This window comes from Bacillus sp. CPT56D-587-MTF (assembly GCF_058792335.1).
This window is the reverse complement of sequence record NZ_JBYTEF010000001.1, coordinates 578,586-593,043: the sequence shown is the minus strand read 5'-3', so window position 1 is coordinate 593,043 and position 14,458 is coordinate 578,586. Positions and strand designations below refer to the sequence as shown.

13 protein-coding genes and 3 pseudogenes are annotated in these 14,458 nt (G+C 34.2%); 3 read left to right on the top strand and 13 right to left on the bottom strand.

The genetic code is table 11. The annotated features are described in order from the left end of the window. Positions 1 to 202: 202 nt before the first annotated feature. Complete coding sequence (gene dcm, locus AC3WVZ_RS03105; protein WP_233936005.1) at positions 203 to 1,486, bottom strand: DNA (cytosine-5-)-methyltransferase; 1,284 nt, start codon at positions 1,484 to 1,486, stop codon at positions 203 to 205. Between the two features lie 340 nt (positions 1,487 to 1,826). Between dcm and AC3WVZ_RS03100 the strand changes: the two genes are divergently transcribed. Further along, a complete protein-coding gene (locus AC3WVZ_RS03100; protein ID WP_205172503.1) occupies positions 1,827 to 3,218 on the top strand; it encodes a Sau3AI family type II restriction endonuclease in 1,392 nt (463 codons plus the stop codon). Between the two features lie 119 nt (positions 3,219 to 3,337). On the opposite strand, the gene AC3WVZ_RS03095 is transcribed toward AC3WVZ_RS03100, so the two are convergent. The 4 genes from AC3WVZ_RS03095 to AC3WVZ_RS03080 all read right to left on the bottom strand — a co-directional run bounded on the left by AC3WVZ_RS03095 (position 3,338) and on the right by AC3WVZ_RS03080 (position 7,976). Then, positions 3,338 to 4,543 carry a TerD family protein gene (locus AC3WVZ_RS03095; protein WP_233936550.1) on the bottom strand — a complete coding sequence of 402 codons (1,206 nt, stop codon included), beginning with the start codon at positions 4,541 to 4,543 and terminating at the stop codon, positions 3,338 to 3,340. Positions 4,544 to 4,766: 223 nt separating this feature from the next. Continuing rightward, positions 4,767 to 5,693 carry a tripartite tricarboxylate transporter substrate binding protein gene (locus AC3WVZ_RS03090; RefSeq protein ID WP_233936004.1) on the bottom strand — a complete coding sequence of 309 codons (927 nt, stop codon included), beginning with the start codon at positions 5,691 to 5,693 and terminating at the stop codon, positions 4,767 to 4,769. After that, a complete protein-coding gene (locus tag AC3WVZ_RS03085) occupies positions 5,690 to 6,367 on the bottom strand; it encodes a response regulator (RefSeq protein ID WP_078404672.1) in 678 nt (225 codons plus the stop codon). The genes AC3WVZ_RS03090 and AC3WVZ_RS03085 overlap by 4 nt, the downstream gene beginning before the upstream one ends. Positions 6,368 to 6,386: 19 nt before the next feature. After that, positions 6,387 to 7,976 (bottom strand): ATP-binding protein, encoded by a 1,590-nt coding sequence (locus AC3WVZ_RS03080; protein WP_233936002.1) that lies wholly within the window; start codon positions 7,974 to 7,976, stop codon positions 6,387 to 6,389. A 225-nt stretch (positions 7,977 to 8,201) separates the two neighbouring features. On the opposite strand from AC3WVZ_RS03080, the gene AC3WVZ_RS03075 reads away from it, so the two are divergent. Together AC3WVZ_RS03075 and AC3WVZ_RS03070 are read left to right on the top strand one after the other, a co-directional pair. Then, positions 8,202 to 9,524 (top strand): MFS transporter, encoded by a 1,323-nt coding sequence (locus AC3WVZ_RS03075; protein ID WP_000079861.1) that lies wholly within the window; start codon positions 8,202 to 8,204, stop codon positions 9,522 to 9,524. 84 nt (positions 9,525 to 9,608) lie between these two features. After that, positions 9,609 to 9,751, top strand: a pseudogene (locus tag AC3WVZ_RS03070) (tyrosine-type recombinase/integrase); the annotation flags it as partial. A 150-nt stretch (positions 9,752 to 9,901) separates the two neighbouring features. Here the strand turns inward: AC3WVZ_RS03070 and AC3WVZ_RS03065 are convergent. From AC3WVZ_RS03065 to AC3WVZ_RS03030, 8 genes and pseudogenes are all read right to left on the bottom strand, one after another. Continuing rightward, on the bottom strand, positions 9,902 to 10,372 hold the full coding sequence (locus AC3WVZ_RS03065; RefSeq protein WP_016125568.1) for an SMI1/KNR4 family protein: 471 nt from the start codon (positions 10,370 to 10,372) through the stop codon (positions 9,902 to 9,904). Positions 10,373 to 10,390: 18 nt separating this feature from the next. Further along, positions 10,391 to 10,567 carry a hypothetical protein gene (locus AC3WVZ_RS03060; RefSeq protein WP_016125567.1) on the bottom strand — a complete coding sequence of 59 codons (177 nt, stop codon included), beginning with the start codon at positions 10,565 to 10,567 and terminating at the stop codon, positions 10,391 to 10,393. Between the two features lie 440 nt (positions 10,568 to 11,007). Further along, positions 11,008 to 11,361: a type II toxin-antitoxin system toxin gene (locus AC3WVZ_RS03055; RefSeq protein ID WP_233936000.1), complete on the bottom strand. Its 354-nt coding sequence runs from the start codon at positions 11,359 to 11,361 to the stop codon at positions 11,008 to 11,010. Between the two features lie 33 nt (positions 11,362 to 11,394). Continuing rightward, a pseudogene (locus AC3WVZ_RS03050) lies at positions 11,395 to 11,508 on the bottom strand (EndoU domain-containing protein); the annotation flags it as partial. Positions 11,509 to 11,541: 33 nt separating this feature from the next. Further along, complete coding sequence (locus tag AC3WVZ_RS03045) at positions 11,542 to 12,192, bottom strand: Yip1 family protein (protein ID WP_233935999.1); 651 nt, start codon at positions 12,190 to 12,192, stop codon at positions 11,542 to 11,544. A 353-nt stretch (positions 12,193 to 12,545) separates the two neighbouring features. Next, positions 12,546 to 13,217, bottom strand: a complete 672-nt coding sequence (locus AC3WVZ_RS03040) for a hypothetical protein (protein WP_167316766.1) — start codon at positions 13,215 to 13,217, stop codon at positions 12,546 to 12,548. Positions 13,218 to 13,728: 511 nt separating this feature from the next. Beyond that, positions 13,729 to 14,115: an immunity 50 family protein gene (locus tag AC3WVZ_RS03035; protein WP_065211935.1), complete on the bottom strand. Its 387-nt coding sequence runs from the start codon at positions 14,113 to 14,115 to the stop codon at positions 13,729 to 13,731. A gap of 11 nt (positions 14,116 to 14,126) precedes the next feature. Next, positions 14,127 to 14,216: pseudogene (locus AC3WVZ_RS03030) on the bottom strand (HNH/endonuclease VII fold putative polymorphic toxin); the annotation flags it as partial. Positions 14,217 to 14,458 lie beyond the last annotated feature (242 nt).

Genomic DNA, 14,458 nt, shown 5'->3' with positions numbered 1-14,458 from the left:
ATTTTCCCTACTTAAATTTCAAATTCTCACTTTTGGTAATCTAATATAAAATTATTATTCCTCTAAAACCTTTTAATGTAAATATCATTGTTAAAATTTAACTCAAAATACAAATAACCTTCTGTTTATCCACTTTGTGCAGTTATTCTTTACAAGAAAAAAAGTATAGTGAACTCATTCACTATACTCCTTCCCTCATTTATTAAAATAAACTCAACTGCACAATACTATCCATCTTCTCTTCTTCTTTGTTAATCTCTAAAATCCTTTGACCCATTCGCTCCACCAAATCAACCACTAAGGCATTTCCCATACAAAAGTATCTGTTTCTTTGTGGCATTCCAGTATTCGTCCAGTCCATTGGGAAACCATTTAACAACTCACATTCAACTGGCATTAAATATCTTAGCCTTTTTGTATAAGGGTCTTCAATAACATGCGAACTTCTATTACATGTTCCTTCACTTGTTAACATTGTACGCCCAGGCTTATCTAAATCATCAGGGAAAGCCATTCCTCCCTCAGAGTAGAAATATTTATGACCTGTCGCCTTTGATACTCTTTCTTCTTTTTTAGGACCTTTAAGATACTTAAGTTCCTCAAATTCCGTTCTGCCCTTTTTGTTAACCTTATCCATTTTCAAATAATATGATTCATCTGCAGGACCAAATTTATCATATACTTTTTGAACAACTTCACCTAAAGTCTCTGGATTTTCAGTTACCGGAACTACTTCTTCAGTATAAACTTGCCCATCCATCATTACGCCAGAATTATAGTATTCAGCTTTAAATGTATCAGAAACCTCAATAATATCGACCGGCAACTCAAATTGCCCTCTTTTTTTGTTTTCCTCAGGCGCTTCATGCACTTTAAAAATCGGAGCGAAAAATCCATTTTTACACAATATCTCTAACGGCTTCATTTTACTTTGAACAGATGTGAAATGAGATTCTTTTAAGTATGCAAAAATAAATACTCTTCGTCTTCTTTGTGAATTCCCATAATCCGCAGCGTTAATGACTCTCCATTCCACTACATAACCTGCATCTCTAAAGCTAGCCAGCATAATAGAAAAATCACGACCTCTTTGTTTTGCTGGTGACTTCAATAATCTATCTACATTCTCTAACAAAACAAATCTTGGCTTGCGAGAATTAACTATGTTCATTATCTCCCAAAAAAGAACACCTTTTTTCCCTTGTATTCCTTTTTCATTTGATAAAGTACGTGCTACAGAATAGTCTTGGCAAGGAAAGCCTCCTACTAATAAATCATGCTCAGGTATTTCCGGCCAAGCTTCAGCTATATCTCTATTTACATGTATTCCTTTATTTTCAAAGCGAGTTGCATAACAATTAAATGCATGTTGTGCTTTAGTTGAGGGTTCCCACTGGTTTCCCCAAAGAACTTCAAAGTTTTCGTTTGCTTCTAGTCCTAATCTAAAACCTCCTACTCCCGCGAAAAGTTCTACTACTTTCACCATAAATACACGAACATCCTTTCGGTATTTTATTTATCTATGCTTCATTATAATAAAAAGTGAGGAAAAGATCAACTATAACATTTCAAGAACCGTACTTTTTTGTATTTCCTTGTTTGGCTTGTACCAATTAAGAAGACTGTTCGCACTTTATCAATATTATAAAGGACATAACTCATATTGAATAAATTCAATATGACTGTTATCTAATAATATAAACTGTCTTTTCCCTCTTATAAATTTTTACTTATATAAATTTGAAACAGCTTTTTATTATAGCATAACTTTAATATGTATTGTTTAAAATCATCAACGCAGCACTGGATACAGAAAGGAGATTATTATGGACTACACTACAATAGAAGAACTAATGAAAAAAGCACATGAAGCTGAAGGAAAAACATTTGGTGAAATCGATACAACTGACCGACTTGCAAATGCAAAGTCAAAAGGTGGACTAGGACAAGTAATCGAGGAAAGCTTTTTTGGATATGAAATAAATTCAAACGCAGAAGCTGACTTTAAACACCTTGGTATTGAACTCAAAGTAACTCCATTTAAACAAAATAAAAACGGTTCATTATCAGCCAAAGAACGGCTAGTCTTAAATATTATCAACTATATGGAAGAAGTTCATACACACTTTGAGACATCAAGCTTCTGGAAGAAAAACGAAAAGCTACTACTAATGTTCTACGAATGGGTACCTGGCGTAGACCGTAAAGATTTTCATATTACAAAAAGTCGTCTGTTCACCTATCCTGAAGCTGATTTAGAAATAATTAAGCAAGACTGGGAAACCATCGTAAATAAAATTCGTGCCGGAAAAGCACATGAATTATCTGAAGGTGATACAAACTATTTAGGAGCTTGCACAAAAGGCTCCAATAAAAATTCACTTCGTTCACAACCGTATTCTGAAATTCAAGCCATGCAAAGAGCTTTTTCATTAAAGCCTTCTTATATGACAGCACTAGTTCGTAGATATCACCTAAACGAAGAACTAGTAAGTTTTACAACAACAAATGAACTAAAAGAAAAATCTTTAGAAGAAATCCTTTACTCAAAATTTGAGAATTACATAGGCTTAACCGATCAAGAAATCGCTCAAGAATTATCTATCGAGTACAAACCTACAACCAAGAGCTTTGTTCCATTACTTGTAAGCTCTCTACTTGGTATTAAAGGAACTCGACTCGACAAAATTGAAGAATTTACAAAAGCTAATATAGAATTTAAAACAATTCGTTTAGAGCCCAACGGAAAGCCAGAACAAAGCATGTCATTTGAAACAATTGATTTTCATCAATGGACAAATGACTCATGGGAAGAAAGCGAAATTCGAGAACGCTTCTATCAAACCAAGTTTCTGTTTGTAATTTTCGAATTTAACCAAACAAAAAAAGAAAATCCAAACCGTAAACTCTACTTTAAAGGCATTAAACTTTGGAACATGCCTGTCCCTACAATAGAAAAAGAAATACGTGAACTATGGGAAGAAGTTAATAAGGTTATAAATGAAGGTATTCAAATTGAATATAAAAAACGTGGAGATAAAGTCGTCGAAGCGAATAACCTACCAAAAATAAATTTCAATGGCGTTGCGCATATTAGACCAAAAGCTCGCAACGGTGCCGATAAAGTAGCTTTACCTGATGGCCAATATATTACAAAGCAGTGTTATTGGTTGAATAATTCTTATATTGCTCAAATTATTAACAAGATGGATAAATAACTATTCATTCCTAATCTTTTTCATTAATAAAAATGGATTATAGCTAGATGATATATAACTTATCCAGCTATAATCCATTTCATATACGCAAATCATTAAAATTATCTATGCCTTCATTATCATTGAAAATACTTCTGATAATCCTCTTCATTTTTAAATTCAATCGGCCCAACATCCATTCGGAATTTTCCATTCTCGTACAATAATGGTGAAGCCTCTGAATGGTCTTTTGAGTAACTTTCTACATGTGAAATTTTCATCTCATTTGAATTGGTGAAATCAATATGAGCAATGCAGACCCAATAAGCGTGGTCATTTATTTCTAATAATGGTGCTGTTACAACGCTTCCCATATGATTATCAACAACAGCTTTAGCCTTCATAGAATAGAAACTACCTATTCCATTTCCGACAGCACTATATGCAGCAAATAAAACATATTTTAAAGCTTCTGGTCGGTAAATACGAATTGTTTCTTTTCCTGGTTCTTGCGAATCACCGTCCAATACAATATACGGCGATACTTTAGACGAACCTAGATTTTTATAATAAACTTTTCCTATCTCTCCATTCGTTGTTACGTAAAAACAATATAAGTCTAAATCTTTATTTGTTTCCCACTCTAAAGTAGCTGTTACCATTTTAGATTTTTGTATATTTATAGATTGTTTTTTCTTCAATTCAACCTTCACTGCATTAATAGCTTTTTGTACTGGAGGCTTAGTAGGAACTATTTTCTTCTCTACAGGAGGAGTAAATTGTTTTTCATCTTCTGCGATTTCTATTCCAAAATTTGTACACAATGCAGCTAACTCACCAAAATAGCCAGCTCCAATAGGATTGAACTTCCATCCTCCTCCATGTCGATATAGCTCTCCAACAATAATGGCACTTTCATCTGTAAATGGATATGTAATAGGAAAATGAATAATTTCTAAACCTGATTGTGCGTTACTTATTTTCAATTGAATATGGGAAACATCTCGTAACGCCTGTTTCTTCTCTTCCGCATTATGAATTGTAATCGAAAAGACAATCTTTTGTACCTCATCTTTTATATGAGTAAAATCTATCGAAAATCTTTGTTTACTTCCATTTGTTTCATTTTGATTCAATTGAACAGATCGACAACTAGAATAAGGTTGTCCATAGAAAACGAAATCTTCTTCCTTAGTAATTTTCCCATTAAACCCTACTAAAAAAGCTGATGCATCTACATCCATATTCATCGGGGCATTCCAAGTTAAATCTACCAGTAAACCTCTAATCTCCGGATGATTATTAGTGACGTCTATCTTTTGTCCCCTTACTAAAGTATGTATCATCATAATTCCCCCGTCCTATACCTTTAATGTTCTATCATTCAGTCCAATTATACTCCCCTTTAGATTTTCCTTTCTATCTTAAATATGAAACCATAATAATGAATTATCATTATAAAAAGAAAAATCTATATAAAAACTTATTGAATCAACTAATCTCTATTTAAAATTCTAAATAAATATACTAAGAATGATGTCAATATTTCATGAGTACAGGTGGCTAAAATTACTTATCAACTCTAGCTCCACCAACCATCCCCCCATACCACCTACTACTCTCCTCCAAAAACCCCCTACTCTCCCCACTATCCTTATAATAAGAATTCCAACCTCGCTCCCTCAAAACCCCCTTCCAACTATCACTCTCCACCATCCTCTTAATCACACCATCCCAATAAGCAACCTCTTCCTCCGTCATATCCTTCGGGCCCATAATGCCTTTCCAGTGCTGGAATATGACGTCGATTCCTTGTTCTTTCCATGTTGGGATTTGTGGTAGTCGGTCTATCCGTTTTGGTGCGGATACGGCTAGTATTTTTATTTTGCCGGCTTTGTATTGTTTTTCGGCTTCGGATAGGGTCATGGTTGCGGCGCCTATTTGTTTGTTCGTTAGGGCGTTTATGATTTTTTCTTTGCTTACTTGTACGAAGGATAGGTGATCGTCATTTCCTAGGCCTGGGGCAACGCCGATTTTGAAGTTTTTCTTGTCTTGTTTTAGTTGTTTCATTAGTTCGTTTGCGTTATCTATGGTGCTGTCTTTTGATACGACAACGACTTCCCAGTCCGATGCGAGTGTTGCGAGCGGGGTGAAGTCTTTATATGTTAGTTTACTGTGGCCTAGTAGGTTGTTCGTTATGAGTAAGCTTGAGTTAATCGCCAGTATATGACCGCCTTTTTGTTTCGTATATTTCCATCCGACATCACCGCTACCACCTACTTTGTTTGTGACTGTGATTGGTTTTGTGAAGATTTTTTCTTCTGTTAGCGTTTTTTGCATCGCTCGCGCTGTTAAGTCCCAGCCTGCGCCTTGAACGTTTGGCGCAACGATTTCTACTTTGTCGATGTTCACTTTATTCGTATGGGATGTTTCCGAGGAACAACCAGCTATTACTCCTGTCATGATCCATATACATAGTAATAACCTTTTTTTCATAGTCCTCGTCCTATTCGGTACTTTCGTTCTGGTCGTCCGATAATGCCGTATGTGTACTCTACTGTGCATTCGTTTGTCGCTACTAAGTATTCTAAATATCTTCTTGCGGTTGTTCTGGAGGCCCCCATTTGTTCTCCCATTTCTTCTATTGTAATGCCCTCGTCGAATCCTTTTATAATTCCTTTCACTTTTTGCAATGTTAACGGATCAACACCAGTCGGTAAGTTTTTTATGTCTTGTGTTTGCGAAGTCCCGAAGAAGTTATCGATGAGTGCTTGATTTACTTCATTGTTACTATGTAATAGTTGCTTCTTTCTTTTATAGTCTTCAATTGTGCGAACAAATTTTTCTAACGTGACCGGTTTTATAAGATAGTTGCTTACGCCATTTCGAATTGCTTTTTCTAGCATATAGTTTTCATTCGCCGCCGTTACCATAATGACGTCAACGCTTGGAAAGTCAGCATGAATTTTTGGCAATAAGTCTGTTCCAATTCCATCTGGTAAGTAATTATCTAATAGAAGCAAATCGATTTCTTCCCTTTGTAGTAGTTCCATCGTTTCTTTTGCGTTTAATGCTTTTCCGATCACTTTTACATCCTTTATTTTTAATAAAAACTCTTCCTGAACTTGCGCGACGCGGAAATCATCTTCTGCAATTGCAACCTTCAACATATACCCATCCCCCTGTTTGTTATGTACTTTCTCTCAATGTTTTCGGAAGGTAAATTGTAAAAATCGCTCCCCCATTTTTCTCGTTTTGAATTTCAATTGTTCCCCCTAGTAGATCTACCATTTCTTTCACGTTTGCTAGTCCGTAACCACGATCAGTTCCTTTCGTTGAAAACCCTTTTTGAAAAATGGTGCTTATTTTTTCTGCCGGTATTCCTATCCCGCTATCTATCACTTCAAACACAATATCGCGTCCAATATCCGTAACAAAGAAGGAAACTCTCTTTTCCTCTCGTTCATTCACCGCATCAAATGCATTATCAATTATGTTTCCAAGAATCGTAATAAGATGCGAAACTTTTATATGGCCCGGTAACGGATGAAGTGCGCTATCTCCTTCAATATGAAAATCAATTTTCTTTTCAGATGCTGTTCCGATTTTACCTAATAAAATAGCTTGTACTTTCGCATCATGAATTTGATGGAATAAGATATGGTTTTGGCTTTGATGAATGTTAGATTCTTGCTGAATGAATTCAATTGCTTCTTTATAATGCCCTAACTGAAGTAATCCTGATAAGACGAAGAGCTTATTTGTAAATTCATGTGTTTGAGCGCGTAAGTCCTCAGAATACTTTCTTACCTCAGATATCGTATTCACTAAGTTTTGCAGTTCTGTTTTATCTCTAAAACTACATACAACACCTACCGTACTGTTATTTTCGAGTATCGGCGTCATGTTTAAAATAAACACTTTATCTTGAAACGCGATTTCTTGATCAGTTTCTAGCACTCTTTCCATATTAAAATTCGGTAAAACTTTTGAAATGTGTTGCTGCATATAATCATCATTTACATGAAGCATTTCTTCTGCTGAGGTGTTCATCATCGTAATAAAAGCATTTTGATCAATGGCGATGATCCCTTCTTTTATAGATAGTAGTATCGCGCTTCGTTCCCGGTATAGCGCTGCGATTTCATTCGGCTCTAAGCCGAGTGTATCTTTACGAATACTACGTGCTAAAAGAATGCCACCAACAATTCCAGCTAGTAATACAGCTAAGGAAAAGAGGATAATTTCTTTCGTTCTGCTTAATATGTTAGATTCGATACCTTTTATTAAAAACTCTACTGTCACAACACCTACTACTTGATCATAGTCTCCGTTATGAACAATAATGGGAGCTTTCGCCATTAAAGCCGGACCACTTTCACCATTTCCTTCAAGCGTATAGTATCCGCCAAAAGTGAGTGCTTCATAGTTATATGGATTGTTACTCTTTATGCCAATTAAATCCGAATTAGAATGGGAATACATAACCCCAAAGCGATCTTCTATAATGACGTAATCTGCACCAGCTTGCTCACGAACTTGTTCCGCAATGGATTGGATCGTACTTTTATGCTCATTATTTTGAAAAGCTTCTTTTATAGCTGGCATAAAAGATAGAGATTTAGCTGTTTGCAGTGCTAGCTGCTCCACTTGGCGCTTCGTATCAACGGACTGAATGTAAACAAATATTCCCGTTAATAGGAGAACGACAAATAAAATTAACGCGATAATTAAGCTTACTATTTTCGTTTGTAATGACACTTTGCGTGATTTTTTCATGCTTCATATCCTTTGATAAAATATTCAAAACTATCAATCTCCTTTTTCTATTATTATGACAAAACTGAAAATGAAGCAACTATAAAAACTCTCCATGTACATAAAGTACAAAAAGAATAAAATTGTCATAATATTGAGATTTTATTTAAAGGACAGTACAATTCAACTACAATGAACACGCTTTCATAATTATCATTTTATTTATAAGCAAGAGGAGGAATTAGTATGGCTCAAGTAAAATCTAATCGAGTCGCCGGCAATATTTTCAAAGGTTCTGTCGGTAATTTAATTGAATGGTACGACTGGTACGTTTACTCTGCTTTCGCCGTTTATTTTTCAGCAGAGTTCTTTCCTAAAGGAGATCCAACGAGTCAGTTACTGAACACAGCAGCTATTTTCGCAGTTGGATTTTTAATGCGCCCTATCGGAAGTTTATTAATGGGACGTTATGCGGATCGGCACGGACGCCGGGCAGCATTAACGCTTTCGATTACGGTTATGGCGGGTGGTTCTTTAATTATCGCCTGTACACCTAGTTACGAAAGCATTGGGATTATGGCACCAATTATTTTAGTTCTTGCCCGTTTACTACAAGGATTATCACTCGGCGGAGAGTATGGAACTTCCGCAACGTATTTATCTGAAATGGCTAGTAGTGGACGCCGTGGTTTTTATTCAAGTTTCCAATATGTAACCCTCGTTGCTGGACAAATGGTTGCGTTAGGTGTTCAAATTGTTCTTCAGCAATTACTAAGCGAACCAGATATGAAAGCTTGGGGATGGCGTATTCCATTCATTATTGGAGCGATGGGCGCAGTAGCTGTATTATGGCTTCGCCGCACGATGGATGAGTCGGAGCAGTTCTCAAACATAAAATCACAAAAACGCGAAAGCGCAGGAACCATTCGCGCTCTTATGAAACACCCGAAAGCAGTATTAACAGTAGTCGGCCTAACATTAGGAGGCACTGTTGCATTTTATACGTACACAACATATTTACAAAAGTTCATGGTAAACACAGTCGGCCTTCCGAAAGAAGTTGTAAGCTGGATTAACTTTGTCGCACTACTTATATTCGTCGTACTTCAGCCAATTGCAGGGCTATTATCCGATAAAATTGGACGCCGCCCATTATTAATGGCATTCGGTATTCTCGGAACATTACTAACAGCACCGATCTTCTTCTTCATGGAAAAAACGACAGAACCAATCGTAGCATTTTTACTCATGATGGTCGGTCTCATTATCGTTACTGGTTACACATCAATTAATGCAATTGTAAAAGCAGAACTCTTCCCAACTGAAATTCGCGCACTCGGCGTAGGTTTACCATATGCACTAACAGTCGCGATATTCGGCGGAACAGCTGAGTTCATCGCATTATGGCTAAAAAGTATCGGAATGGAATCACTCTTCTACTTCTACGTAGCTGGATGTATCGCGATCAGCTTTATTACGTATTGGCGTATGGATGAGTCATCGAAAACTTCGCAGATTGAGGCAGAGCTTGGTGGTGGGGATACACTAGCTAATAATAAGTCTAGTTAAAATTATGTATTCTATGTTCTTCGTTTATCTGAACTCGATTTGTTTTATCTAAGGAGGCATAATTCATTAAGATATAATTTAAAAACCTTCGGATATTGGTTCTATGAACAAAAGATGTGGCGATGTTGCAAGAAATCCTTAATCATCATACACCACAAATTACACTTAAATACATTGGTATTAATAAAGAAGAAAAGGATAATATCCTTAATACATTTCTCCTTTAATTTCTTTTAAAATATATATCAACCTATTAAAAAACAAATAAAAGAAGACTAAAAAGCAAATATTAGTCTTCTTTTTTAATTAAAATATTAAAACAAAAAACTTTAATACAAATTCAAACCCATAAATAAAATTTAATTACTTTTCTTACATTATTCTTTTAACATACTTAAAAACTCACTAAAATTATCTGCAACTTCACTAGTTACCGGATTCAACTCTTCTGACTCTTCATGATACCATACCACAACAGATGGTATTTCTTTTTCTCTAAAATCTAAACAAAGAAAATCACCTGCGAATAAAACAGCAAACGGAATAACATTTATCCCTGTTAAATCTTCATCATCCGTTAGACGAGTGTCAATATCAGATAATACAACCTCTATATCATACCAACCATTTTCATCATCATCTTCTGAGTCCTCCAACAAACATAAGAAACGTTCAATTAAAAGTTCGTTTTTTCCATGTGAAAAAACATTAGTAATTGGAATAGAGCCATTATATTTTTTCAAAAAATCTATAAAATCAGTTGGTAATTTTATCTCACAATATTCCTCAAATGATTCAATTAATTCATCATTTGGTGATTGAAGTTCACTACCATTTTTAATCTTCATTTTAATTCCTCCATTTCTTTACCTACCTTTAGATCTATAAGACCAATGCCCTTCACTCCGTCCACCTGGTATTCTATCATCTAACCATTTAAATTGTTGTTCGTCACTTGCCAACCACATTTCCTCTGGTAACTCATCCGATTTAATAATTAAACCAGCTTTCTTAAAATCAGGATATTGTGTACCTAATTTCATAGGAACATCAGGTATTAAACCTTTCTCAATAGCAACCTGCTTAATAATAGCTTTTTGGGGAGCTGTTAATTTTTCTCCATTGCCACGGACTATTAGAATTTACTACTGCAGCCTTCTATTCTAATTCAAAATTGAGATATTTTCCCTCTACAGCATCGTCTAAAATCTATATATATTCATCCACTTCATATAAATTTTCTATGCAATCAGATACAATAGCAATCTCTCCCTGTAGACGAATTCTTAATCCACTAAATGGAGCACACCAAAATTCATGTGAACTATCTCTCCACCCATCATCATATCTAAATACCTTTAGATTCTTTTGCAATGACTATTGCTGATAATTATCTAGGAAAAAAGTCTTTAAAACCTGAGATAATGAGAGAAATATGAAATAATAGATAGAGCTGACTTCTACAAGAAGTCAGCTCTATCTATTATTTCAATTCTTTATTTTTTCCTTTTTTAAATTCTTTTTGTTTATCTAGCCAAATATGAATTAAATCTACTAATTCAATCGTTTCTATCTCACAAAAATCTTCCTTACCATCTTCAGCCAAATTGTCTAGGACAGTAGTTGTATCTTTCCGAATTTCTAAACCGCAAATGTTTCCATTTACTACTACGTAATTTTCTTTCCCATTTAAAACACTATGTATTTCTTCTAAAATCCAATCTCCAAACGTAGAAACTTCAACGCCTAAAAAAGTCTCAATAAGTTTAATTTCTTGAGAAAGCCTCATAACTAGTTTTCCATTGGTAAGTACTTCAAATCTATATGGGTATTTCATTACTATTGTACTCCTTTATACTAAAGATAAAATTTATTCGGATGGGAAAGCAGAGATAATTTTCCCATTCCCATCTATATACATGCTAATCCTTATCCCCTCTGAACCTATTCCAGAATATGTGTTACCAAATTCATACGTTCTATTAAATCTCTAAGTTCATAAGAAGCAAATAAATGATTAAAAGATTGTAACCCCTACTATAAGAAATACTATTATTACTAAAGGAAGAATGATAATCATAAAGGATATTATTATTGTTAATAATGCTTTCCATGCTGAAAATTGGTGTGCTTCTCCTAAACATTTTAAGGAAATAATGATTGTCCAAATTGCAATAACTATATCAATTATGGCAAAAATAATAAACAAAATCGTTAAAGTTATGCTACTATCCATTTTCGGTGTCTCACTCGTAAAGTTTTCTATCCCAAACAAGAAAAATGAAGGCAACCAAACTAATATAAGAGAATAAACGTAAGGGATATAAGAATAGGCAACTGCGTAACGTGTTTTTTCAAAGGTACCTTGTCCACCAAGTTTTTTTGCTACCCAATTAAATAACGCTGGTAGCAAAAAATAATAAATTAAGAAAGCAACGAAGGTACCGAATATAACCATTGAGATTATTGAAACTGGACTACTTATTGAATCCCCCACATTTTTAAAAGATGCTCGATCTAAAGTCTGTACGAATGAGCCTAATAAAATGAGTAAAAACACATTCTTAGGTTTGGATATAAAAATTTCTTTCATTGTATCACGTGGTTTTGTCCAAATGGAGAACCAAGGATTAAGTGCACGTTTAAATTGATTTTCTGGAGTTTCCATATAAAAAACATTCCCCTTTCTTAAAACATATTAAATATAAATCCCTAATTATCCCAGTTATCTATATAGAAATATTAAAGCATAAATAGTCGATTATTTAAATGTAAATATTCAATCATTTAATTTCATCTGAAACTTAGGGGGAGTGCTCCTTAACAATTCCCTCCATATTGCCTTGCATTTTTAACTATGGGCTGAGTAGTTACTTTCATTTTTGAGTACCTCGCATTCTTTAATACATTGTATAAACAGTTATAATTTTATCATTTTATACATCTTTTATTGCTATAAGTCTCGTAAATGGCTTCCATAAGAAGAATGCGATTATATACTTGAAATGCAACAAATCCTCTTTAAAAGCCTATACGTATTTTCCCTCCATCTTCTATATGCTTCCGTAAATAATAATACTTATGGAGTTCTATAATCATATAAAACAAAACAAACGAAAACACTGTGCATGCAGACATAAATACAATTGCCCCCATCTGTTGTGTTGCAATGCTAAGAATTATATTAGCAATTAACTGCCCCGATCCCGCTGCAATAGCTGCTACTTTTACACCACCAGTTCCTTTCGATGATTTTGATTTTTTTCTTGGTTCCTGAAGTTTTTCAATATGATTTTTATAAAAATAATACAAAGCAAAACCATACAAACCAAATGAAAGAATAAAATAGATGGGAGTTTGTAATTGTAACACTTCATAAGCATATTTTTGAGTTATAACCAATAATCCGACTGAACATATGGCGCCATATACTCCTCGAAATAGAGTGTATTGTAACTGTCGTTTCCGAGGATTGATAGCAATCCATATCGCCCACAAATTTAAAAAAACAACTGGAGGAGTTACTATATATACATAGAGTAATCGAAAAGGATTCGCAAACGCAGGCAAAAGAACAAACACGTCTGCCCCCAAAAGGACAAGGACAATTACTTGGAGCTTTATTCCATCTACAGGATAAAGAGCCATATAATGTGCAAAAGCGTTCTTATTAAAATCCATATTTTTTTTCATGTTAATTAAACCACCCCACTACTGTTCCAATCAGCAAAAGTTTCATAACTATTCATTCTCTCCCCCTAAATTTATCCATAATATTATGAGCAACTATATTCCATAGTAAAGAAAGTACGGTAACAAAAAGTACAGCTAAAGAAAAATAAATCCTATCCTTCCATATATCATATACAATCATGCCTAGTATAATCATTATTAACGCACCAACACATATAACTATTTTTGAAAATTTTCGCATTCTATTATCTCGCTTCCTTCTCAAACTTAAATGAAACTCCTGCGGAATCTATAACTATACCCACCTATTACAATCTCACCTTTGACACTTCTATCATAATCATCTAATACAGGTATATAATCACGTATCTTAATTTTAGTAATTTCCGCTTCATATGTTTGCAATACTATCAACGTTTCAAACGTCCTTTATACATTCCTTATTTAACCCAAAAATATTAAAATATGAATATTATAAAAATTAACTATCTACTTCCCATCAAAATTATGGTCATCCTATTAAACCTGGGGTTACCCCTTCTACCTTTGCCCATTCAAACGAGCACTCAACTAACATTTGATTCTTACACTTAATTTTTAATAAACCCTCTTCTTCTATCGTATTTATTTCAAAATAATCAATTATATTTTCTGTCCCTAAACCTTTTATTGTTAAATTATGAATAGTAAAGAAAGATATCTCTACATAAATTACATCCCACTTATTCCATCGCTTTGGCTTGTTTTCAACATTTTCCTTTGTCATCAATTGAATAACTAAAGTCGGACCATCTCTTTTAAGACGCACCTCTAATAACTCTGATTCTTTCAACTTTGGTATTTTCCCAAAAATACTAATTAACGCTTGTGGATTTAAAAATTTAAATTGATCAATCATTTTTATACTCCCTATTCATTATTTCTCTTCTCAAAATAATAATGATCCTCCATACCATCTACCTGTCCTGTTCTTGTATTGTATTCAGGTCTTACATTATGATGCGGTGGATGATCTCCAACTCCACCTTCTCCAAACTTATGACCCTCTGAATGATCTTGATTGACCTTTTACTTCATATGTAAATTCTCGAGTCATAATAGGCTGTTTATTATCATTTAATATCCTTTTACCATTACTATCTGTTAATGGTACCATTTTTTGACTAGTCGGGTGTTGAAATCTAGATATATTTAATTGCCTTTTAATTTCTTTTAAACTAGCTCCCCTAGATTCATGAGAA